20 protein-coding genes and 1 tRNA gene are annotated in these 21,276 nt (G+C 63.3%); 10 read left to right on the top strand and 11 right to left on the bottom strand.

Features of this window, described 5'->3' with window-relative positions; translation table 11 throughout:
• Positions 1–52: 52 nt before the first annotated feature.
• Together CGK93_RS20665 and CGK93_RS20660 are read right to left on the bottom strand one after the other, a co-directional pair.
• The gene (locus tag CGK93_RS20665) at positions 53–619 is read right to left on the bottom strand and encodes a GNAT family N-acetyltransferase (protein ID WP_089596436.1); all 567 of its coding nucleotides are present in this window, start codon (positions 617–619) and stop codon (positions 53–55) included.
• 46 nt (positions 620–665) lie between these two features.
• Entirely contained in the window at positions 666–1,520 is an 855-nt protein-coding gene (locus CGK93_RS20660; protein WP_026543322.1) for a LysR substrate-binding domain-containing protein, read from the bottom strand.
• Positions 1,521–1,698: 178 nt separating this feature from the next.
• Here CGK93_RS20660 and CGK93_RS20655 point away from each other — a divergent pair, with 178 nt between their 5' ends.
• Complete coding sequence (locus CGK93_RS20655; RefSeq protein WP_089596435.1) at positions 1,699–3,129, top strand: MFS transporter; 1,431 nt, start codon at positions 1,699–1,701, stop codon at positions 3,127–3,129.
• 72 nt (positions 3,130–3,201) lie between these two features.
• Here CGK93_RS20655 and CGK93_RS20650 read toward each other — a convergent pair whose 3' ends face one another.
• From CGK93_RS20650 to CGK93_RS20635, 5 genes are all read right to left on the bottom strand, one after another.
• Positions 3,202–4,359, bottom strand: a complete 1,158-nt coding sequence (locus CGK93_RS20650; RefSeq protein ID WP_089596434.1) for a N(5)-(carboxyethyl)ornithine synthase — start codon at positions 4,357–4,359, stop codon at positions 3,202–3,204.
• Positions 4,356–4,490: a hypothetical protein gene (locus tag CGK93_RS24450; RefSeq protein ID WP_011776304.1), complete on the bottom strand. Its 135-nt coding sequence runs from the start codon at positions 4,488–4,490 to the stop codon at positions 4,356–4,358. Before CGK93_RS24450 ends, CGK93_RS20650 begins: the two co-directional genes overlap by 4 nt.
• Before the next feature lie 106 nt (positions 4,491–4,596).
• Positions 4,597–5,058, bottom strand: a complete 462-nt coding sequence (locus tag CGK93_RS20645; RefSeq protein ID WP_089596433.1) for a nuclear transport factor 2 family protein — start codon at positions 5,056–5,058, stop codon at positions 4,597–4,599.
• A gap of 155 nt (positions 5,059–5,213) precedes the next feature.
• Positions 5,214–5,284, bottom strand: a tRNA-Gly gene (locus CGK93_RS20640).
• A 79-nt stretch (positions 5,285–5,363) separates the two neighbouring features.
• On the bottom strand, positions 5,364–6,809 hold the full coding sequence (locus CGK93_RS20635) for a M15 family metallopeptidase (protein ID WP_232481439.1): 1,446 nt from the start codon (positions 6,807–6,809) through the stop codon (positions 5,364–5,366).
• Between the two features lie 247 nt (positions 6,810–7,056).
• Here CGK93_RS20635 and CGK93_RS20630 point away from each other — a divergent pair, with 247 nt between their 5' ends.
• Positions 7,057–7,500 (top strand): hypothetical protein, encoded by a 444-nt coding sequence (locus CGK93_RS20630; protein WP_089596431.1) that lies wholly within the window; start codon positions 7,057–7,059, stop codon positions 7,498–7,500.
• Positions 7,501–7,533: 33 nt separating this feature from the next.
• Here CGK93_RS20630 and CGK93_RS24305 read toward each other — a convergent pair whose 3' ends face one another.
• The gene (locus CGK93_RS24305; protein ID WP_232481438.1) at positions 7,534–9,555 is read right to left on the bottom strand and encodes a CAP domain-containing protein; all 2,022 of its coding nucleotides are present in this window, start codon (positions 9,553–9,555) and stop codon (positions 7,534–7,536) included.
• Between the two features lie 140 nt (positions 9,556–9,695).
• Here CGK93_RS24305 and dcd point away from each other — a divergent pair, with 140 nt between their 5' ends.
• Together dcd and CGK93_RS24300 are read left to right on the top strand one after the other, a co-directional pair.
• Positions 9,696–10,271 (top strand): dCTP deaminase, encoded by a 576-nt coding sequence (gene dcd / locus CGK93_RS20620; protein ID WP_011776299.1) that lies wholly within the window; start codon positions 9,696–9,698, stop codon positions 10,269–10,271.
• A gap of 532 nt (positions 10,272–10,803) precedes the next feature.
• Positions 10,804–11,409, top strand: coding sequence for an endonuclease domain-containing protein (locus CGK93_RS24300; RefSeq protein ID WP_232481437.1), 606 nt, complete (start codon positions 10,804–10,806; stop codon positions 11,407–11,409).
• A 169-nt stretch (positions 11,410–11,578) separates the two neighbouring features.
• Here the strand turns inward: CGK93_RS24300 and CGK93_RS20610 are convergent, their stop codons facing one another.
• From CGK93_RS20610 to CGK93_RS20600, 3 genes are all read right to left on the bottom strand, one after another.
• Complete coding sequence (locus CGK93_RS20610) at positions 11,579–12,778, bottom strand: cation:proton antiporter (protein ID WP_089596430.1); 1,200 nt, start codon at positions 12,776–12,778, stop codon at positions 11,579–11,581.
• 5 nt (positions 12,779–12,783) lie between these two features.
• A complete protein-coding gene (locus tag CGK93_RS20605; protein WP_089596429.1) occupies positions 12,784–13,266 on the bottom strand; it encodes a cation:proton antiporter regulatory subunit in 483 nt (160 codons plus the stop codon).
• A 66-nt stretch (positions 13,267–13,332) separates the two neighbouring features.
• Complete coding sequence (locus tag CGK93_RS20600) at positions 13,333–14,736, bottom strand: MFS transporter (protein WP_089596428.1); 1,404 nt, start codon at positions 14,734–14,736, stop codon at positions 13,333–13,335.
• 200 nt (positions 14,737–14,936) lie between these two features.
• Between CGK93_RS20600 and CGK93_RS20595 the strand changes: the two genes are divergently transcribed.
• The 6 genes from CGK93_RS20595 to mnhG are packed head-to-tail and all read left to right on the top strand — an operon-like array spanning position 14,937 to position 21,242.
• On the top strand, positions 14,937–17,945 hold the full coding sequence (locus CGK93_RS20595; protein WP_089596427.1) for a Na+/H+ antiporter subunit A: 3,009 nt from the start codon (positions 14,937–14,939) through the stop codon (positions 17,943–17,945).
• Positions 17,942–18,442 (top strand): Na(+)/H(+) antiporter subunit C, encoded by a 501-nt coding sequence (locus tag CGK93_RS20590; protein ID WP_089596426.1) that lies wholly within the window; start codon positions 17,942–17,944, stop codon positions 18,440–18,442. Before CGK93_RS20595 ends, CGK93_RS20590 begins: the two co-directional genes overlap by 4 nt.
• Positions 18,439–20,022: a Na+/H+ antiporter subunit D gene (locus CGK93_RS20585; RefSeq protein WP_089596425.1), complete on the top strand. Its 1,584-nt coding sequence runs from the start codon at positions 18,439–18,441 to the stop codon at positions 20,020–20,022. The genes CGK93_RS20590 and CGK93_RS20585 overlap by 4 nt, the downstream gene beginning before the upstream one ends.
• Positions 20,019–20,585 carry a Na+/H+ antiporter subunit E gene (locus CGK93_RS20580; protein WP_089596424.1) on the top strand — a complete coding sequence of 189 codons (567 nt, stop codon included), beginning with the start codon at positions 20,019–20,021 and terminating at the stop codon, positions 20,583–20,585. The genes CGK93_RS20585 and CGK93_RS20580 overlap by 4 nt, the downstream gene beginning before the upstream one ends.
• Positions 20,582–20,860, top strand: coding sequence for a monovalent cation/H+ antiporter complex subunit F (locus CGK93_RS20575; RefSeq protein ID WP_089596423.1), 279 nt, complete (start codon positions 20,582–20,584; stop codon positions 20,858–20,860). Before CGK93_RS20580 ends, CGK93_RS20575 begins: the two co-directional genes overlap by 4 nt.
• The gene (gene mnhG / locus CGK93_RS20570) at positions 20,850–21,242 is read left to right on the top strand and encodes a monovalent cation/H(+) antiporter subunit G (protein WP_089596422.1); all 393 of its coding nucleotides are present in this window, start codon (positions 20,850–20,852) and stop codon (positions 21,240–21,242) included. Before CGK93_RS20575 ends, mnhG begins: the two co-directional genes overlap by 11 nt.
• The last annotated feature ends 34 nt before the right edge of the window (positions 21,243–21,276 follow it).

Raw genomic sequence — 21,276 nt, 5'->3', positions numbered from 1 at the left:
TTACCCGGTAAGGGCGTATCGCCTGCTGAACATTTCCGCGCACATCTACACGCTACAGCTGGACCCAGTAACGCCGTATCGCTTCCGTCACTCCCAGATCCGGAGCAAAACTCTCCGGTGGCCGGACGCTTTCAAGAACGCCGCCGCACGCCTCGATGGTGCGGGCGGACGCCACGTTCGGTTGCTTGCACGTCACCAGCACGCGATCCATGCCGAGGCAGCGACCCTCCTGGAGGGCGCCTTTCAATGCAAGCTTCGCGAGCCCCCGCCCCCGCGCGCTGGGCCGGATGCCGTAGCCAATGTTGCCTCCCACCTCAGTGAGGTAGTCGTTGGCCAACGAGTGCCTGAGGCTGGCGGCCCCCAGATACGCGTCGTCCTCGACAACCCAGATGGTGCTCTGGTTGGCCAAGCCTTCAGGGGGTTGGAAGCTCTCCTTGGGCAACTCGTGCAGCAGGCGAACCCATTCCGCGAAGTGGCTGCTGTCGCGGAGATCCAGGTCGTATCTCGCAGCCACAAAAGCCGCTGAGCCATCCTGGTTAAGGGTGCCCCACTCGTCGTAGCTTTCCAGCCAGGACTCATGGAACTTTGCGGACGGCTGGACGAGCTTGGCGGGAGTCATGGGGTGAGCGTACTACGGCCGCCGGCTGCTTCCGGGGGCTCGGTGGCTAGTTCGACTTGCTCAGCGTCCTGCCCATGATCGCCTGCGTCAGGGCATCGATCACCTCGGCGTTGGCCAACGGGTTGCGGATCAGGGTGAAGTCCACGTCGCCCACCGGCGGCAGGCCGAATCGCTGGGTGATGACCTTCAGGTCCTCGGGCACCAGCGATGCCGGCATTACGGCGACTCCAATCCCGGCCCGGACGGCCGCGAGCACTCCGCTGATCTGTTTGGTGCTGCAGGTGATCCGCCATGTCCGGCCTTCCGCTTCCAAGGCATCGATGGCAAGCTTCCGGCTCAAACTCGGTGCCGGGTACGCAATCAGCGGCACGGGTGCGCCCGGTTCCAGCACTGTCTGCTCCACGCCCACCCACGCGAAGTTGTCGTGCCGGACCACCGTCCCTTCCTTTGCTCCGGCCACCCATTTCACGAACACCAGGTCCAGTTGCCCGGCATTGAGCCGCTTGTACAGCTGGTCGCTTTGGCTGACAGTGAGCTCAAGGTTGATCTGCGGGTAGAGCTGCCGGAACTCGCGAAGGATCCGGGGGAGGCCGGTGATGGCGAGGTCGTCGGCTGTCCCGAAGCGGAGGCGGCCCCGCATGGCCGAGCCGGAAAAGTAGCGGGCCGCGGAATCGTGGGCAGCAAGGATGTTGCGGGCAAAACCGGCCATGGCATCACCGTTGTCAGTGAGCCTGACTTCACGGGTATCCCGGGCCACGAGTACCCGCTTGGCGGCGGCCTCGAGCTTGCGGACGTGCTGGCTGACGGTGGGCTGCGCAAGCCCAAGCCGTTCTGCTGCCTTGGTGAAACTCAACGTTTCGGCGACGGCCAGGAAGGAGCGGAGCTGGACAGGTTCGAACACGGAACTCCTCTAAGCGCAGGTCAGCGCCGGGCCAAAGTACTGCGCCGCATCCCTTGCGCTGCAAGCAGCTCATTGCATTCCGCAATGCTAGTTATAGGCGCAATACGCTTCCATAATTGCTGCTGGCAACCATAGCGTTAAACGTATCCCACCGAAACTCTCGATCCGAGGACTACTTTTGGCACCCCCACCGCCTTCAGCGGCAAACGTCAGCCAGCCCGTCATCGATTCCCTGTCCGCTCGCCCGCTGCCGGATACAGACCAGCCGGACACAAACCAGCCGGACACAAACCAGCCGGACACCGTCACCCAGCCACTCGCCGTCGTGAGTGAAAAGCTGCCTTGGCGCCATACTTTCATCTCCTTGAAGGTCCCCAACTTCAGGATTTTCGCGATCGGCCACTTCATTGCCGTGATCGCCATCTGGATGCAGCGCATCGCCCAGGACTGGATGGTGCTGCAGCTGTCCGGTTCCGTCACCGCCGTCGGCATTACCGTGGCGTTGCAGTTCATGCCTTCACTGTTCCTGGGACCATGGGGCGGAATGATTGCCGACCGCTTTGCCAAGCGCAAGATCCTCATCATCTGCCAGTCTGCGGCGGCCGTGCTGGCTGCAGCGCTGGCGGTGCTCTCGTTGAGTGGTCGTGTCGAAGTGTGGCACGTCTACGTCATCGCACTTGCCCTGGGTTTTGTGACGGTCCTTGACCAGCCGGCCCGGCAGGTGTTCGTCAACGAGCTCGTCGGCCCCAAATACCTGCGGAACGCCATCAGCGTGAACTCGACGACGTTCCAGCTGGGCGGCTTGATCGGGCCCGCACTGGCGGGTGTGCTGCTCACCGCCGTCGGTGCCGGCTGGGCCTTCGCTGCCAACGCCGTGGCCTGCTGCTCCACCGTTGCCATGTTGTTGATCCTTCGCAAGGACCAGCTGCACCTCAGCCAGCCGACGCCCCGCAAAAAGGGGATGCTGCGCGAAGGCCTCAACTACGCACTCAGCAAGCCCACCATTTACTGGCCGTGGTTGATGGCCGGGTTTGTGGCCGTTTTCGCCATGAGCTTGCCGGTGCTGCTGGCCGCCTTTGCGGACCACGTGTACGACGCCGGCGCCGGAGGCTACGGCCTGCTGAACGCCATGGTTGCGCTCGGTGCACTGATGGGAGCGGTGGCGTCCACCCGGCGTCGCCAGCTGCGGTTGAGGTCGGTAGTGACGTCGGCGGGGCTGTACGGTCTCATGCTCTGTGTTTCATCGCTGATGCCGTCCATGGTGTGGTTCAGCGTCACCATGGTCCTCGCCGGATTCTGGTGCCTCACGTTCCTCACTGCGGCCAACCAAATGGTGCAGACCAGCTCCAACATGAGCATCCGCGGCCGTGTCATGAGTCTCTACCTGGTGGTGTTGATCGGCGGTCAGGCCATCGGCGGCCCCATGATGGGCTGGCTGGCCGAGCACTTTGGTCCGCACCTTGCCGTCCTGATCTCGGGTGGCGTGCCGGCCATCGCCGCTGCGGTAGTCGCCGTCGTCCTTGCCCGGAAGTCTTCGCTGCACCTGAAGGTGGACCTGCGTGACCGGCGGCGGGTGCTGCGGATCGTGCAGGAGACCCAGCCGGCATAGCCCCCCATCCCAGACGGATTAAACAGGTGAAGCGCCCGCGGCAGGACCGCGGGCGCTTCCTGGTGGGCGTCGTTATGCCGTTGGCAGGTGCGGGTACTCCGCTGAGCGTCCTTGGAATGCCAGGACATCCGGGTTACGGATGACGCCGTCGCGGATTTCGATGGCCCGCGAGATGGTCTCGTTGGCATCCCACCCGGCCGGGCCCGCTGCCACAGTGTCCAGGAACGGCAGCAAGGCCTCGCTGATTTCCCAGCTCGCCGAGTTCCAAAGATACGACGGGCTGTGGTCCACGGCGTAGTAGTTGACGTGCCCGCCCACACGGAACATGGGCTCGTCGAACGTGGTGGTGCGTGCCCAGCTGAACCCCATTCCTTCGTCGCAGGAAACGTCCACTATCAGGCTGTCAGCCCGGAACTCCGTCAAGTCCTCCGTGCGAAGGTACGTCAGCGGGGCGTTGGGGTCCTGCAGGGTGCAATTGACCACGATGTCGGCCGCGGCCAGGAACGGCGCCAAGGGCTTGCGCCCCCTGTCCGTGATGACTTCGCTGAGGAAAGGCGCATTGCTGTCATGGTCGAACTGCACGATCCGCACCGAATGAATGGGTGACCCGACGGCGGCGACGCCACGGTTGGTCAGGACCTGGACGTCGTGGACGCCATGGGCATTCAACGCCGTCACGGCGCCACGGGCAGTGGCTCCGAAACCGATGACGACGGCGCTTAGCCGGCGTCCGTAGTCGCCCGTTGACCCCGTGAGTGCCAAGGCATGCAGCACAGAGCAGTATCCTGCGAGCTCGTTGTTCTTATGGAAAACATGGAGGCCGAAGCCACCGTCGCCTGCCCAGTGATTCATGGCCTCAAACGCGATGAGCGTGAGCTTCTTGTCGATGGCCAGTTGCGTGATGGCCCGGTCCTGGACGCAGTGTGGCCAGCCCCACAGCGTTTGACCGTCGCGGAGTTCGGCCAAGTCCTGGGCCTGCGGCTTGGGCAGGAGGATGACGTCGCTGCCGGCGATCAATTCCTGGCGTGTGCCGAGCCCACCCACCAGCGATTCCAGCGTGCTGTCAGAGACGCCGAACCGCTCGCCATAGCCGAATTCAAACCGGAGCTGTTGGCGCACTTCCGGGTCGATGCGCTCCAAGTGCTGGGGATGGATGGGGAGGCGGCGCTCATTGGGCTTCAGCGAGGAAGCGAGGACGCCTATGCTCAGCTGGGCGGTTGGCGCGGTCACTTCTTGTTGCCGGTGGAAGGCTTTGCAGCCTCGGTGGCGGAGGACTCAGACGCCCGCTTGTCCGCCCTTTTTTCCTTGATGGATTTGCTGGATTTCTTCGATGCAGTTTGGCGCGGTGATTTGTCGCCCATGATGGCTCCCTTAGAGCGGAGCCGAAATGGCTCCTGACTCCTGACGATACACCTCGCACGGATAAGCAGTGGCCGAGGTCACTTCGCTTGGGTCACCGTGCTTGGGTTACTGGGCCGGTTCGGCCGCAGGACGGCCATGGGTGACGCGGTGGGTCACACGATCGGCGGTATCGTCCAGCGCTGCCGCCTTTTCCACCGGCTCAAGGTAAAAACGCGCGCTGTTGATGATGCCCTCGTCCACGCCGAAGATGATGACGCCCGTCATTTCGTGCGGCGTACCATCGCGCCACGCACCCTTCAGGTGCAGCTCGGTCCAGATGGAGCTGCCGTTGACGCTGTGTGAGAGGAGATGCGCCTTGATGTCCGGAACACCTGTGAAGAGTTGCTCCCAATTGCTGCGGATGGTGTCCCGGCCAGTGAAGCCCCTGGTGGGATGCGCCGGCGTTTCGTTGACATAACCCGGCGCAAAGCAAGCCGCCAGGCCTTCGAGATCGTGCTTGTTCGTGGCTTCCAGCAGGCGGTTGATGACGGCGAGCGGACCCGCCTCACCAGCGTCGGTGAGAGTCATTGGAGGACCTCCCGGATAAGTGGATGTACGTACGAGTTTAGGCTCGGGAGCCCCTCCGGTCGACGGGTGCGCGGCCCTGTTTGGTGAGTACCGCCGTCGCATTCAGTCCTTGGACGCAAAGAAACCCCGGATCGTGGGATCCGGGGTTTTCCTTGAGCGGGCGACGGGAATCGAACCCGCGTATCGAGCTTGGGAAGCTAGCGCTCTACCATTGAGCTACGCCCGCGCTGCCCGGGAATTTTCGCCCCGAGCGAGTCCTAGCTTAGCGCAATTGAGGGGCTGCCCATGACAGGCGCGTCGGCCGCCTACTTGAACAGTTTCAGGCCGTTCCAGCCGGAGCCCACCTGGCGGTACGTTGTCCACTGGCCGCGGCCCAGCCCGTAGTTGTAAAGGTTGCCGTCGGCGGTCTGTGCCGTGATGCCGCGGGTGCCCGCGCCAGTCAGCCCGAAGCTGGGGGCCAGGACGCGCATGTACTGCCAGCCGGTGCCCACGGTGGTAGCCGGTCCGTAGAAGCCTGCCCATCCATCGCCGCGGTAATTAATCAGGGCCCCGGAACCTGTCCTCGCCAGGATGTCGTTGGCGCCGTCGCCTTCCCAGTCGGCGATGGTCAGCTCCATGCCATTCCAGCCCTTGCCGATGATCTGCGGCGCGCTTAGCGCACCACCAAAGGTGTTGGGGTAGTAGCGCAGCACACCGTCCGGGAAATAGCCGACGACGCCGGGCCGGCCATGCTTGTGCGTCCACTTACCCACGGTGATGGTCATGCGCTCCCAGCCGCCGTTGCCCACCACAACCTGGTTGGCGAACCCGCCGCCCGGAAGGCCCCGGTACACACCCAGGACACCGTTGTTCCACTGCGCCAGGATGTCGTAGACGCCATCAATGTCCCAGTCCACCACGAAGGCCTGCTTCAACCCGGTCCAGCCCGAACCGATCTGGACGGCACCGGCATAGCCGCCGGCCGCCGTCGCTGGGTAGCGCAACAGACGGCCTGACGGGTCAGCAGCCACCAGGTCGGCGCCGGACTTGATGCTTGCTGCGGCGGCGGTGTTGCCCGCAAAGTAGTGCTCCAGCGTCGGGAACCCGCGCCGGTTCATGTCAGTGGCCAGGGCTACGCCCACGTAGCGCAAATGCCACGGCTCGTAGCTGTAGCCCGTGGTGCCCGTGTAACCGTTGGGGTAGCGGACAATGAAGCCGTATTTGTGGGCATTCGCAGCTACCCACTTACCCGCCGCGGTATCGCCGAAGCAGGTGCTCAGGCCACAGTTGCCGGCGGCGTTGCCGATGTCCATGGCGAGCCCCGTCTGGTGCTCGCTGTACCCGGGGCGGGCCGAAATGGTGTCCGCATAGGCCTGGCCGTAGATGCTGACGTAATACGCGTAAACCTGTTGCTGCTGCGCATAGGACCGGTAGCCGCTCACGACCGACAAGCCACCCGTGCCTGCGTCAGCTGCGCCCTGGAACAAGCCGTTGAGCCACGCGGCGGCTTCCGCACGCATGTACTGGCCCGAGCCACGCGCGTTAACAAGGTCCGACGGCGCGTAGCTCGCCGGAGTCAGTGGCCGCGACTTGTTGACCAGGACCGAAAAGTTGGCGGGGTCCCCGATGGGGTCCACGCTCGGCAGCGGGTTCACCGTGGCGGGTATCTTCGTCGGTGCTGCCGCCGTGGCGGGACCCGCCGTGACAACGCCGCCTGCCACCGCCATGGCGAGGAAAACCGCGCACGCGGCCACCCGTCGTCGTGCCTTCACTGCAAAAGTTTGATGTCCCAGTACCCGCATAACGCCCCCAAATCGGTTTTTGCCAGCCTCGGGAACTCTACCCCGTGGTGCCATGCCCTGTCAGTCGTAACTTTGTGAAGCGCCAGATAACCATTCGGTCAAGGCTCGCCGCTTATGTGCCCCAGTGCCGCGCGTGCTGACTATTCTGAAAGTGTTAGCTGCAGCGTATGGGGAACCGGGCTAAGACATATCGAACCGTACGCCGAAAGAGGTTTCCGTGGCATTTGCAGACTACGAAGTGGTGATCAGCCGGGACGCCATGACCGTGTACGGATTCCTCATGGACGGCATGAACAACTCCCTTTGGCGGTCCGGGATCCGCAGCATATCACTGCGGTCCGGCCTCCGCGGCCACAAAGGCGCGCTCTACCAGCAGACCATCAATGGTCCGGGCGGCCGCCCCATCGCCGCTGATTTCCAGATCACCGAAGCCCGGCCCGGAGCGGAAGTACGCTTCGCCGTCGTCGCGGGACCCGCCCGTCCTACCGGCGGCTACTACCTCAGCACCGAAGGCCAGACCACCCGGCTCAGATTCGCCCTTGAATACCACCCCAAGGGCCTGCAGAAACTGATGAACGGCATGATCCAGAAAACCATGGAAAGCGAAGTTGCCCAGTTGGAGCAGCTGAAGACCGTGATGGAGTCACGCTCGGTGGTGTGAGCGCTCCTGTTTTTTGCTTTTTCGTCGGGTCGGCTATTGGGCGAGCTTGTAGCCGGTCCAGCCGCCACCCACCGCTATGGGCGTGGTCAGCCTTCCCGTAGTGAGGTCCCAGTACTCCAGGACCCCGTTGGTGCCCAGGCCCGCAATGCCGGTGGTGTTTGCCCCCGTGACGCCCCGCAAGGAACGCAGTCCGGAGTAATCCGTCCACGCGGCGCCCACAATGGGCCGGGCTTCCTGCTTGGGCGTTGCCAGGCCGCTGCCCCGGTACAGGCGCAAGGAACCATTGGGCTCAACGGTGAGCAGATCCTGGAAACCATCCGCGTTGTAATCCACCATGCTGAGCCGGACGGCCTTGTTTCCCGTTCCGATCGCGGCCTGCGACCGGATGTACGTCATCCCGGCGTTCTGGTAGAGCCACAGCCCGCCGGATGCGTCCATCGCGACAATCTGGGGTAGCCGGTTGTTGGCGCACCAGTTGCCCACCGCAATGTTCAGGGACTGCCAGCCGTGGCCCAGTACTCCAGGCGAACCGAAGCCGCCCGACTGCCTCCCCGGATACACCAGGAGGGCCCCGTCGGTGCGTTGGTAAATGAGGTCGAAGACGCCGTCGCGGTCCCAATCATTGACGAACAGTTCCTTAAGCCCCGTGAAACCGATGCCGATCTTGCGGGCTGCGCCGTACTTGGCGTTCCCCAAGGAGGGGTAGGAATACACCGTTCCGTCCGCCGCGACGGAGACGAGATCTGCTGCGCTCCTGATGGAGGCGGAGCTGAGGTTGACGGTGGGCGGCTGGTATTTGGCGCCCGGCTGGCACGCTCCGATGGGATCCGTCGGAGGAGTAACCGTTCCGCCGGGTGCATTGGTGGTTCCGGCCGGCAGCGAGGTGTAACCAAAGAAATTCACCACCCCCCACAGCGTGTAGCGGTTGGGCGTGGTCTGCCAGTTGCCGTCCGTGTACGTAATGCCGATGCCCATGACGTTGAACCGGGGATCACGCAGCAGGGCATCATGCCCCGGGGAACCCTTCCACCACTCCACCAACTGCGCCGCATCACGGTCCCAGCGGACAGCTATGACTTCACCTGCGCCGTTGTTCGGATTAAGCGCACGCGGGTCCGTCCAGAAATTGGCGCGGTGTTGGATCACTTCCCGGGTGGCAATGTTGTTCGACCAATCCTGGGCAAGGCTCGCCACTGTCGCGTGGTACTTCACCGGGGCCAGGCCCAAGGATGCTCGATAGCTGTTGATCGCGTTGAACACCGTCAGGATCGCGGCGGTGTTGCTGTCCGGGAGGAGGGCAAGGGCGCCGTTGTCCGGATCTGTTTCACCGTTGGGGGCTTTGCCGGGGAAGGGGGTGGCGCTGGGTGTTGGGGTCTGTGTGGGGCTGGGCGTTGGGGTTGCAGTGGAAGGCTGCGCGGCTGGGGGTGTTTGCGTGGCGCTTGGCGTTGGCGTTGCGCTCGGTGAGGGGGTCGCGTGAGCGGATGCGGACGGCGACGCTGTGGGCGTGGCGGTCAGAGGGGGAGAGGGCGTTGTTGTCGGGGCGACTGTTGCTGTTGGCGATGGCGAGGCCGACGGTAGTGGGCCCATGGCTGGCGCTGTCGGCGTCGGAAGTGCCGAGGGTGACGACTCCGAGGGCGACGGCTCGGCTGGGCTGGACACATCAGGGTCACTGGTGCCTGGGTTCTCCGTCCCGTCCGCCGGGTCCGTCGGGTCCGCCGGCGGACCATCCGGACCCCACGACGGCCCAATGTTCGGCACAGGCGGCGGCGTCTCGATGACAGGGTCCAAGGCGATGGGCCTGCTCGGCGCACCGCTTTCGGAGCCTTCTTCCGGGACGGGCACGGTGGCGGGGTCGGAGGCTTCGCCGGCCGCGGGGGTATCCGCGGAAGGTGCGGCGTCCGGCGTCGTGCTTGACTCAGGTGCCGTCAGACCAGACTCGACGCTGGAAGAGGGAGTGGTGCTGCCGCTTGGACCCGCGTCCGTGGCCGGCAGGATCTGGCTGGAGGCGGCGACGCAGAGGGCCAGCGCCCCGGCCAGCACAATGGAAGCCGGCACTGCCAGTTTTTTCACAATTACCCCGCGAATGCTCGTTGCCCCCAGGTACGGGCGCGGTTCTACATGTCCGGGAACTATAGTCCCACGGGGCCGCCCGGACAATGCACGGGGACTTGGACGCATGGGGTATTTTTGATGCTGTGCTGATCTCTGACCGCGACATACGTGCCGAAATAGACTCCCAACGGATTGTTCTTGAGCCGTACGACCCCGCGATGGTGCAGCCGTCTTCCGTGGACGTCCGTATTGACCGGTTCTTCCGGCTGTTCGACAACCACAAATACGCCCACATCGACCCCGCCGAGGAACAGCCCGAGCTGACCCGGTTGGTGGAGGTGGAAGGAGACGAACCCTTCATCCTTCACCCGGGCGAGTTCGTCCTGGGCTCCACGTACGAAACAGTCAGCCTCGCCGACGACATTGCCGCGCGCCTTGAAGGCAAGTCGTCCTTGGGTCGGCTCGGACTGCTGACGCACTCCACCGCCGGCTTCATCGACCCCGGATTCTCGGGCCACGTGACGTTGGAACTCTCCAACGTGGCCACCCTGCCCATCAAGCTGTGGCCCGGTATGAAGATCGGCCAGCTGTGCTTCTTCCGGCTGACGTCCTCGGCCGAGCACCCCTACGGTTCCGGTGAATACGGCAACCGATACCAGGGCCAGCGAGGACCCACCGCCAGCCGCAGCCACCAGAACTTCCACCGGACGTCCATCTAGCCTTCTACTGCGCCCTCTGTCTGCGTCGAGGGGTGAGCTCTCGGCTCTTTCTCTTGCGTCGAGGGGTGAGCTCTCGGCTCTTTGGATGGCCTTTTCGGCCGAGACGTCGCCCCTCGATGAGGCCTTCTCAGCTCCACTAGTCCTCCACACTGTGGGTAACCTCTCAGCGCATCTTCAACCATGCCAACAATGGCTGATGAGGATTTCCACGCCCCTCCCGATCGAGATACGGGGCCGTTCATTTACGCTCGCCGAGCAGCGGGCGGCGGGTATGCCGGATCATCGTGCCTGGAATAGCGATCTTCGCGTTGCCAGCAGGGGAGTCCGGGTTCCTTGGGGGGAACAACAGGACCCTGCGCACACTGCCCGCCTCCTCACCGGCATTACTGAAGGAGCCATCTGCTGTCGGGAGACGGCTGCGATGCTGTGGGGATGCCCACTGCCTTGGGATGCCCAGCAGGATTTCCTGGTTCATCTGACGAGGTCCGACGGCACATTTCGGCCTCAACGCAGGGGAGTCAAGGGACATCGAATGGTGCTCGCTGTGCCGGACATCAGTTCCGTGGACGGGATTCCCGTGACCAGCCCCGCCCGCACGTGGCTGGATCTAGCTGCGGTGCTGGCTTTCGAGGACTTGGTCGCTGCAGCCGACTACTTCATCTGCAGCCAAACCCGTAGCTTCGGCCATAACAGGATTCCCCTTTGCTCTGCTGAGGATCTCAAGGCACAAGTCGATCGACATACCGGCATGCGTGGCATTCGGAAGGCGCGGGCAGCGCTGGAGTTGACCCGTGTGGGCGCCGATTCTGTACCCGAGACCAGGCTGCGACTGGCCATGGGCCGCGACTTCCTGCCGGAACCTGTCCTGAGCTACGCGGTGCGTGATCCGTCGGGCCGCGAAGTGGCGTGGCCGGATCTCGCCTATCCCGACTTCAAGGTTGCGATCAATTACGACGGCGGCCATCACCTTAGTCCCGCTCAGAAGGAGTCCGATATCCGACGCGAGGCGGCGCTCGCATCAAACGGCTGGATCTCTGTCGTCGTTACCGCCGAGCATGTACGGGAACGCGGCTACGACGGCGTTGTTCGCCGCATCCGCGAGGCGCTAGTACAGGGCGGATGGCCGCCGAGGGGTTAGGTTTCGACCCTTTGGGTGGGCCCTTTTTGGTTGAGAAGTCGCCCCTCGGCGAGACAGGTGGTGGGGCGTGTGGTGAGGGGTTAGGTCTCGACCCTTTGGGTAGGCCCTTTTTGGTTGAGACGTCGCCCCTCGGCGAGGTCGGGAGGTCGGGAGGATGGGGAGGCCTGGGTTAGGCTGGGGCGCGCTCCGGGGTCCGGGGCGGGGCGCCGGGGGTTCGGCGGAGGGCCTTGACCACTGGTTCCACGAAGCGGGCAGCCAGCGGACCCAGGATGGCCATGATGAGGACGTAGGCCGTGGCGAGTGCTGCGAGTTCGTCGGGAACTGCTCCCGAAGCGACGGCCAAGCCCGCGATGACGATGGAGAATTCGCCGCGGGCGATCAAGGCGGCCCCTGCACGGAAGCGGCCGGGCATCGCAATACCGGCGCGTTTGGCGGCCCAGAACCCCGTGAGCATTTTGGTTGCCGCCGTGACGACGGCCAGCACAAGCGCCCAGCCGAGGACAGGCGGAATCGACGTGGGATCGGTGTTGAGTCCGAACGCCACGAAGAAAATTGCCGCGAAAAGGTCCCGCAGCGGCTCAAGGATTCTCGTGGCATTGTGGGCCGTTGCGCCGGAGATGGCGATGCCCAACATGAATGCGCCAACGGCCGCGGAAACCTGAAGTGCAGAAGCGATGCCGGCTACCAGAAGAGCCAGCCCCAGAACGTTCAGGAGGAATACCTCGGAGTTCTCGCTGTGAACTGCCTGCGAGACGCGGTGGCCGTGCCTGAGCGCGATGACCAACACCACGGTGACAACGGCAAGGGCAATGCCTACGGTCTGCAGTCCGCCAAGGAAACCGACGCCGGCAAGGATGGCGGTGAGGATGGGGAGGTAAATGGCCATGGCCAGGTCTTCGAAAACGAGGATGGAGAGAACCACGGGTGTTTCGCGGTTACCAATCCGGCCCAGGTCGGTGATGACCTTGGCCGCGATGCCTGACGAGGATATGTAGGTAACTCCACCCATGACGATGGCGCCTACCAGCCCCCAGCCGAGGAGGACGGCCAATCCTGCGCCAGGCAGGAAGTTGAAGACAAAATCCACGACACCGGCTTGCCATGATCGCCGGAGGCCCGTAACCAGCTCGGACGCCGTATATTCCAACCCGAGCATCAGCAGCAGGAGAATGACGCCAATTTCCCCGGAAAGATGGGCGAACTCGTGCATGCCGTCCAGCTTGACGAACCCGCCGGCGCCGAAGGCCAGTCCACCCACGAGGTAGAGGGGGATAGGGGACATGCCGATTCGGCCCGCTAGTCGAGCCAAGAGGCCGAGGCAGAAGACGACGGCCCCCAATTCAACGAGGGCTAGTGCGAGCGGGTCCATCCCGCTCAGCCGTTGCGAAGGATGTCGGCTGCCGAGTCAAGACCTTCCTGGGTACCGACCGCTACGAGCAAATCGCCGGTGTGAAGTACGACGTCGGGTGCGGGCGAGGGGACAACCTCGCCTTCGCGCATGATCGCCACGATGGAGACACCGCTGCGGGTGCGGATCTGCGCCTTGCCCATGGGCTGGTTGACGAAGGGCGAATCAGGAGTGATGGAGAACTGGCGGGTGACAATGCCGGGTATCTCGCGATGCTCTTCTGCCAAGCGCATGGCAATGTGCTGGCCGCCCAACAGGTTCCCCAGCGTTGACGCTTCATCGGCAGTCAGCGGAATAGACGCCTGGCACGTGTCAGGATCGTCCCACGTTGAGACGAAAAGCTCTGTTTCGCCTTCCCGCAGCTCCACTACACCGATGCGACGGCCTGAGGCCGTCACGAAGTCCTTGCGGACCCCAAGGCCCGGGAGTTCGGTCTCATCCACGTTCATAGCTCCACCCTAAACTGTCCTGAACCGGTCCGGTACGGCCCTCGCACTTCAACCGGTCCTTTGTAGTTAACGCTCGGGGACCACAGCTATTTCCACTTTCGCCGGCGGCTTGACCGGCAGGATCACCAAGAGGCCGGCAAGCAGGACCACCATGATTCCGAGGATGCCCCAACGTTGGGCTTCGCCCTCGGCAACCAAGGGAGAGGCGATGGCGATGCACAGGGTGAAGAGGGTGGGGGCCAGGAAGCTGACGGCCCGACCGGTAGTGGCGTACAAGCCGAAGAGTTCGCCGGCCTCGCCTTCCGGTGCAAGCCTGGCCAGGTAGGCCCGCGAGGACGATTGCGCAGGGCCTACGAACAGGCAGAGCAGCAGGCCGAAGACCCAAAAAGTGTTGCTGCCGGGCCACTTGTTACCGAGGAAGACGTAGTCGCCGTTGCCCAGGATCAGGATGAAGGTGCCGGCGATGAGGAGGCCGACCAAAGACAGGACGATCACAGTTTTTGGTCCGATCCTGTCATCCAGGAAACCGCCGATGATGGCGCCGACGGCAGCGACCACGTTGCCGAAGATGGCGAAGAAGATGACTTCCTTGAGTTCGAAACCGAACGTACCTGCAGCAATGACACCGCCGAAGGTAAACACAGCAGCGAGGCCATCGCGGAAGATTGCGCTGGAAAGCAGGAAGTAGATGGTGTGCGGGCTGGTCCGGTAGATGGCCCCGATACGGCGGATCAGCAACTTGTAGGAGGCCAGGAACCCCAAGGAAGCGGTGGCCTTCTTCGCCTGGACTTCAGGGACGGCGAACATCACTGGCAGGGCGAAAATGAAGAACCACAGCGCAGAGAAGACTGCCACGAGCCTGATGTTGAGGGAGTCCTGCGTCGAGGCGCCAAACCAGTCGAAGGACGGCTGGACGAACAGTTGCAGAACCAGCAGAAGGGCAACGATTCCGCCCAGGTATCCCATGGCCCAGCCAAAGCCGCTGACCTTGCCAATGTTCTTGGGTGTGGAGATCTGCGCCAGCATGGCGTTGTAGTTGACGCCGGCGAACTCAAAGAAGACGTTGCCCAGCGCGATGAGGCAAACACCCAGCAACAGGAACTCGGGCTGGGGAAAGACAAAGAAGCAGAGCGCAGTGAGCACGGCAGTGGCGGCTGTGTTGACCCCGAGCCACAGCTTGCGGCGGCCGCCGGCGTCCGAACGCTGCCCAGTGACAGGAGCAAGCAGTGCAATGGCCAGGCCAGCGATGGCCAGGGCAGCACCCAGCGCCGCCGAGGCAGCGTCCTCCCCGCCGAAAGCATTGGACGTGAGGTACACGGTGAAAACGAACGTGGTCATGACCGCATTGAATGCAGCCGAACCCCAGTCCCAGGAAGCCCACGCAAGGATCTGGCCCTTCTTGGAGGCGACAGGTCCTGAGGCGAGCTCGGAGGTCGGTGGGGAGGCTTCGGGAACTACGGCCGGGTTCATAGCCCGATGCTATAGCGGAGGGGAGAACGGCGGGCGGATGACAGACCGCTATGTGGAGAACAGGGATTGAAACGTAACCTCCAGCCCGCTTCCTTGGCGAAAAACTGTCCGTCCCGCTTGATAAACTAGCTAAACCGAACCCAACGTATGACCGCCTGCTCCAACTTTGACAATTCGTTCCTGACTTTGCGGAGAAAACAGTGATCACAGTTCTCGCCATCACCTTTGTAGCGGCAACTGTGGCGCCCTTGATCTTCAGCAAACTTGGCAGGAACGCCTTCTACGCACTGGCAGCTGTTCCGGCAGGCGCATTCATTTGGCTGCTCTTCCAGTACGGGCCTGTATATTCCGGTGGCGGCATAGAAGAAGTACTGCCCTGGATCCCCAGCCTTAAGCTGGAGCTGGCCTTCCGCATGGATCCCTTGGCGTGGGTCATGTCCCTCTTGATCCTCGGTGTGGGCTCCTTGGTGCTGGTCTACTGTGCGCGCTACTTTAAAAACAAAGACGCGGACTTGGGCGGCTTCGGTGCCCAACTCCTCGCCTTCGCCGGAGCCATGTTCGGCTTGGTGACTTCCGATGACCTCCTGATGCTGTTCATCTTCTGGGAACTCACCACCATCCTGTCCTACCTGCTGATCGGTTATGCGCGCACCCGCTTGGCCGCCCGCCGCTCGGCGCTGCAGGCGCTCATGGTCACCACCGCCGGTGGCCTCGCGATGCTTGTTGGCCTGATCATCATGGGCCAGGCAGCCGGGACCTACCGCATTTCAGCCATCCTGGACCAAGCCGGGACGCTCATGACCGGCCCGATGCAGGGAGCGGTGGCTGCCGCCGTCGTACTTATCCTGGCCGGTGCCGTGACAAAATCGGCGCTGGTTCCGTTCCACTTCTGGCTGCCGGGCGCCATGGCCGCTCCCACACCCGTCAGCGCATACTTGCACGCCGCGGCGATGGTGAAGGCCGGCATTTACATCGTCGCCCGACTGGCGCCGGGCTTCTCCGAATCGGAATTCTGGTTGCCGGTGGTTCTGGGGCTGGGCATGGCCACCATGCTCGTGGGTGGTTACCGGGCCCTCCGCCAGACTGACATCAAGCTCATCCTCGCCTACGGCACGGTGAGTCAACTGGGCTTCCTCACCATGGTGGTGGGCCTTGGACGGCCGGACGCGGCACTGGCAGGGCTCGCGCTCCTGTTGGCCCACGGACTGTTCAAGGCTGCGCTGTTCCTGGTGGTGGGCATCATTGACCACCAATCAGGAACACGCGATATCCGCAAACTTTCCGGTGTCTTCCGTTCTTCCCGAGCCCTCGGCGTGGTGGCGGCGATTGCCGCGGCTTCCATGGCTGGCGTGACGCCTTTGGCTGGCTTCGTTGCCAAGGAATCCGTCCTTGAGTCTTTTGTCCATTTCGCCACTGGCCGCAACGCTCCCGCCTGGGGTGTCTGGATGCTGGTGGGCCTGGTGATCGGCTCGATCCTCACGTTCGCGTACAGCGCCCGTTTCATGTGGGGCGCGTTTGCCACCAAGCCGGGTGTAGAACCCACGCCGTTCAAACCGATCAAGCCTGCGTTTCTGGCAGCCCCTGCAATCCTCAGCTTGCTCACCATCGTTTACGGCCTGTGGCCGGCTCCCGTCGACACGTGGATCCAGCCTTATGCGGCGCTGTTCGCCGAAAGGCCGGACGCGGTCGACGCCGGACACTTGGCTTTGTGGCACGGCTTCACCCCCGCGCTGGGGCTGACAGCGATAACGTTCGCGGCAGGTGCTGCGATGTTCTACGGACGCAACATGGTGTCCCGGGTACAAAGCCTGGTTCCGGACTGGATTGATGGCGACCGGGCCTACCAGCACACCATCGGCGCGCTGGACGACATCGCTGTCTGGGTCACTGGCCGTACGCAGCGTGGTTCGCTCTACTTCTACTTGGCGGTCATCCTCACCGTAGCTTTCGCTGTACCGCTGGCCGCTTTGATTGCGGCCAACAAGCCCCTGCCGGAAGGCATCTACTTCATCGACCCCAACTCTCCGCTGCAAATGGTTGCCGGAGCGGGAATCGTGGTGGGTGCGTTGGCTGCTGTCCGGGCCAACAAGCGTTTCCTTGCGGTCCTCATGGTGTCCGTGACCGGCTACGGCATTGCCCTTATGTTTGCTTTGCAGGGCGCTCCGGACCTGGCACTGACACAGATGCTGGTGGAGACCATCGTCCTGGTGGCGTTCGTGCTCGCCATGCGCAGCCTACCGGCTGAGCTCCGGGACAGGACCGGGGGCAGGCTTCGGGTGATCCGCGTGATCATCGGTGCAGCGTTCGGCATCACCATGATCTTCGTGGCGATCTATGCCATGGGAGCCCGCGTGGCCACACCCATTTCCTTGGACTTCCCACGTCTGGCGTATGAGGGCGGTGGCGGCCTGAACGTCGTCAATGTGACCTTGGTGGACATTCGCGCCTGGGACACGTTCGGCGAAATTTCAGTGCTCGCCATCGCGGCCACGGGCGTGGCCAGCCTGATCTTCGTTCGCAGCCGCGGTGATCGGATTAAGACCTCAGAGGCAGTGCCGGAAGGCAGCGTGGGGCGGCGCACCGGCGTCGACCGTGACTCCCGGGACGGTGCCACGCTGGCCGTGGCCAAAAAGTTCACTGACGTCAGCCGCGACGCGTGGCTGGTGGCGGGCCGCACCCTGGCTCCCGAACGCCGCTCGATCATCTTCGAAGTGGTGACCAGACTGATTTTCCACTCGATGATCGTCTTCTCCATCTACCTCCTCCTTGCCGGCCATAACCTGCCTGGCGGCGGTTTCGCCGGTGGCCTCACCGCGGGGCTTGCCCTGACCATCCGGTATCTTGCGGGCGGCCGGTTCGAGTTGAGCGAGGCTGCGACAGTCAGCGCCGGAACTCTTTTGGGGACGGGACTCGCGACGGCGGCAGCCTCGGGTCTGGTACCGCTCTTCCTCGGCGGACAGGTGTTCCAGAGCGCGATCATCGAGTTCTGGCTGCCGGTCTTCGGAGACGTCAAGTTTGTCACCTCCACCATCTTCGACATCGGCGTGTACATCGTGGTGGTGGGCTTGGCCCTCGACGTTCTCCGCAGCCTCGGTGCCGAAATCGATGAACACTTTGAGGGCCAGGGCGCGCCCCTGGCAGAGGAAGACGCCGCCGACCTTGCAGGCGAAGCCGCTGAATCCGCCGCATCCGGGAAAGGTACCGCATGAGCATCAACCTGACCCTGCTGATCGTCATGGGCGTTTTGTACGCCTGCGGCATCTACTTAATCCTGGAGCGGAGCCTGACGCGTGTGCTGTTGGGCTTGATGTTGCTGGCCAATGCCACCAACATCCTGATCCTGACCACCGGCGGATACGCCGGGTTGGCCCCCTTGTTCACCAAAGAAACCAGCCCGGACGCCTATAGCGATCCTCTGCCCCAAGCGCTGATCCTTACCTCGATCGTGATTTCCTTCGCCGTGACGGCCTTCATGCTGGGCATCATCTACCGCACGTGGGTCCTGGCGCGGCAGGACGAAATCCAGGATGACCTTGAGGACCGTCGCGTTGCCAAGACGCCCAGCTTCGATGCTGAGGACGACGCCATTGTGCCGTTGGAAACCTCGGAATTCGCCGTCACCCCTGCCAACACCTCGGACCACACTCACCCCGAAGCAACCGAGACCCCCAGCAAGGCACCAAACCAGGAAGGAGGCAGCGCGTGAATCTCGCAAACCTGTCGCCGCTAGCTGTCCTCCTGCCGATTCTGGGTGCCGCTCTTGCGTTCCTGTTAATCAGGCACCACACCGCCCAGCGTGTGGTGAGTATCGGCATCCTGAGTGCGACGCTGCTGCTCGAGTGCCTCCTGCTGATCTCCGTATGGGACGGTGGCACGACGTCAGTCACCTTGGGCGGATGGCTGCCGCCGTGGGGCGTGGTCCTGGTAGTGGACCAGTTCTCCTCGCTCATGTTGGTTGTCTCCACCGTGGTAAGCCTTGCGGTGTTGATCTACGCCACCGGCCAAGGCATGGCCGACGGCGACCAGGAAGCACCCGTCTCGATCTTCCACCCCACGTACCTGATCCTGGTGGCGGGCGTGTCCAACGCCTTCCTCACCGGCGATCTCTTCAACCTCTACGTAGGCTTCGAGATCCTGCTGACGGCGAGCTACGTGCTCATGACCTTGGGCGGCACCGGGCCGCGCATCCGTGCAGGCGTCACCTATGTGGTGGTGTCAGTGGTGTCATCCGTACTGTTCCTCATCGCCATCGCCATGATCTACGGGGCCACGGGGACCATCACCATGGCGGACCTTGCCATCAAATTGGCGGAACTGGACCAAGGCACCCAAAACCTCCTGCACGTCATGCTGTTGGTGGCCTTCGGCATCAAGGCGGCCGTGTTCCCGCTGTCCTTCTGGCTCCCCGACTCCTACCCGACGGCACCGGCGCCGGTTACGGCCGTGTTCGCAGGTTTGCTGACCAAAGTGGGTGTCTACGCCATGGTCCGCACGGAAACACTCCTGTTCCCCGGTGACACCCTGAATGTTCCCCTCATGGTGGTGGCGTTACTGACCATGGTGGTGGGCATTTTAGGTGCCTTGGCCCAAAGCGATATCAAACGTCTGTTGTCGTTCACCCTGGTCAGCCACATCGGGTACATGGTGTTTGGTCTGGCGATGAGTTCCGTTGCAGGGTTGGGCGCCGCCGTCTTCTACGTGGCGCACCACATTACCGTGCAGACCAGCCTGTTCCTGGTCACTGGTCTCATAGAACGCAGGGGCGGCAGTTCGTCCATGGACCGGTTGGGTGGTTTGGCCAAGCTTTCCCCGTTGCTGGCCTTGCTGTTCTTCGTCCCGGCCATGAACCTCGCAGGCATTCCGCCGTTCTCAGGCTTCCTGGGAAAGTTGGGCCTCCTGCAGGCCGGCGTGGACCTGGGAACACCCTTGGCCATCACGCTGGTTGTGGGTGGCGTGGTCACCAGCCTCCTGACGCTGCTGGCCATCGCCCGCGTGTGGAACAGGGCCTTCTGGCGCAAGCCCGAAGACGCTGAGTACCCGGACCCAGCTCTCCTGAATCCCGGGAACGTGGGCGTCTTGCCGCGGACCATGGTTGGTTCGACGGCGGGACTGGTAGTTTTCGGTGTCGCGCTGACGGTCTTCGCCGGTCCGCTCTTCCAAGTAGCTGACGGTTCCGCCGGGATCATGCTGGATCGTTCGGCCTATATCCACTCGGTCCTGGGCGACTCGGTCGAGGTGCCACCGCTTGGGCCGCCCGAGGAAATGCAGACGGGTGATGCCAAATGAGCCGTAAGCCCATTTCGTTCCGTACCGAACTCCCGCTGCTCATTTGGTTGGTCATTGTCTGGGGCGCACTGTGGCGGGACTTCAGTCCCGGAAACCTGCTGTTCGGTGCGCTGATAGCCGTGCTGGTAGCCAAGCTGTTCTACCTTCCACCCGTGGAACTGAGCGGCAGGTTCAACATCCTGCGCGCCATTCCCTTCGCCCTGATGTTCCTCGCCAAAGTGGTGGCAGCGAGCTTCCTGGTGTTGTTCCTGGCCGTGGTCAAGGGACCCAAGGTGCGCAGCGCCGTCGTCGCCGTTCCCTTGCGCAGCCACTCGGACTTGATGGTGACGGCCACGGGGCACGTCATCTCGCTGATTCCGGGCTCGCTGGTGGTGGAAGTGGACCGGTCGACGTCCACGCTGTACCTGCACGCGCTCAATATTTACGAAGAAGCGGACATCGACAAAATTCGCGAGGAAGTCCAGATCATTGAAGCGCGGCTGATCCGGATCATGGGCACGCGCGAAGAAGTGGAAGCCCTCAACGCCGAAGTACGTCCGGGAATGGAAGGGGCAGCACGATGAAGGAAATCATCCTTGTGGTCACGGCGGTGATCCTCAGCCTGGCTGCCGCGGGCGCGATTGTCCGCATCGCCATCGGCCCCTCCCTGCTGGACCGTGTGCTGGCCTCAGACGTCTTGCTGGCCATCCTGGGTGCTGCACTGGCGATCGACATGGCGATGAACAGGCACCTCAACAACCTGATGCTGCTGGTAGCCCTCGCGGTGATCGGATTCATCGGATCAGTGACCGTTGCGCGGTTCGTGGCTGAACGGAGGGAACAGAACAATGAGTCCTGATGCCACCGGCGTGGACGTCGTGATCGATGCTGTCACCGCAGTGTTCCTGGTGGTGGGAGCCCTGATGTCCTTGGGCGCTGCCATCGGCTTGCTGCGATTCCCGGACCTCATGAGCCGCATGCACGCAGCAACCAAGCCCCAGGTCCTGGGGCTGTTCCTCATGCTTGCCGCGATTGGCCTGCAAATGCGCACGTGGTGGGTTTGGCCGGTTCTGTTGGTGGCATGGATTTTCCAGTTGCTGACGGCACCCGTGTCCGCCCACATGGTGGGTCGCTCTGCCTACCGCACCAAGCATGGCCACCGCGAGATGCTCACCAAGGACGAACTCGAGGCCGTTGTTCAACGGGCGGCTGCGGGGCAAGAACCCCGGAACGACCGCTAAAAGTCCCGGTCACAGCAACGCGGGGTCGCCCTGC

It is taken from the genome of Arthrobacter sp. YN (assembly GCF_002224285.1).
In the GTDB taxonomy this organism is placed as follows: Bacteria; Actinomycetota; Actinomycetes; order Actinomycetales; family Micrococcaceae; genus Arthrobacter.
This window is presented reverse-complemented; position numbering and strand designations above follow the sequence as displayed.

Bases quoted from the DNA above. Each gene is read 5' to 3' on its own strand.
- CGK93_RS20665 (WP_089596436.1), bottom strand. From the start codon at position 619: ATGACTCCCGCCAAGCTCGTCCAGCCGTCCGCAAAGTTCCATGAGTCC.
- CGK93_RS24450 (WP_011776304.1), bottom strand. From the start codon at position 4,490: ATGGGCGACAAATCACCGCGCCAAACTGCATCGAAGAAATCCAGCAAA.
- CGK93_RS20645 (WP_089596433.1), bottom strand. From the start codon at position 5,058: ATGACTCTCACCGACGCTGGTGAGGCGGGTCCGCTCGCCGTCATCAAC.
- CGK93_RS24300 (WP_232481437.1), top strand. From the start codon at position 10,804: ATGGTGCTCGCTGTGCCGGACATCAGTTCCGTGGACGGGATTCCCGTG.
- CGK93_RS20610 (WP_089596430.1), bottom strand. From the start codon at position 12,778: ATGGACCCGCTCGCACTAGCCCTCGTTGAATTGGGGGCCGTCGTCTTC.
- CGK93_RS20605 (WP_089596429.1), bottom strand. From the start codon at position 13,266: ATGAACGTGGATGAGACCGAACTCCCGGGCCTTGGGGTCCGCAAGGAC.
- CGK93_RS20600 (WP_089596428.1), bottom strand. From the start codon at position 14,736: ATGAACCCGGCCGTAGTTCCCGAAGCCTCCCCACCGACCTCCGAGCTC.
- CGK93_RS20590 (WP_089596426.1), top strand. From the start codon at position 17,942: ATGAGCATCAACCTGACCCTGCTGATCGTCATGGGCGTTTTGTACGCC.
- CGK93_RS20580 (WP_089596424.1), top strand. From the start codon at position 20,019: ATGAGCCGTAAGCCCATTTCGTTCCGTACCGAACTCCCGCTGCTCATT.
- CGK93_RS20575 (WP_089596423.1), top strand. From the start codon at position 20,582: ATGAAGGAAATCATCCTTGTGGTCACGGCGGTGATCCTCAGCCTGGCT.
- mnhG (WP_089596422.1), top strand. From the start codon at position 20,850: ATGAGTCCTGATGCCACCGGCGTGGACGTCGTGATCGATGCTGTCACC.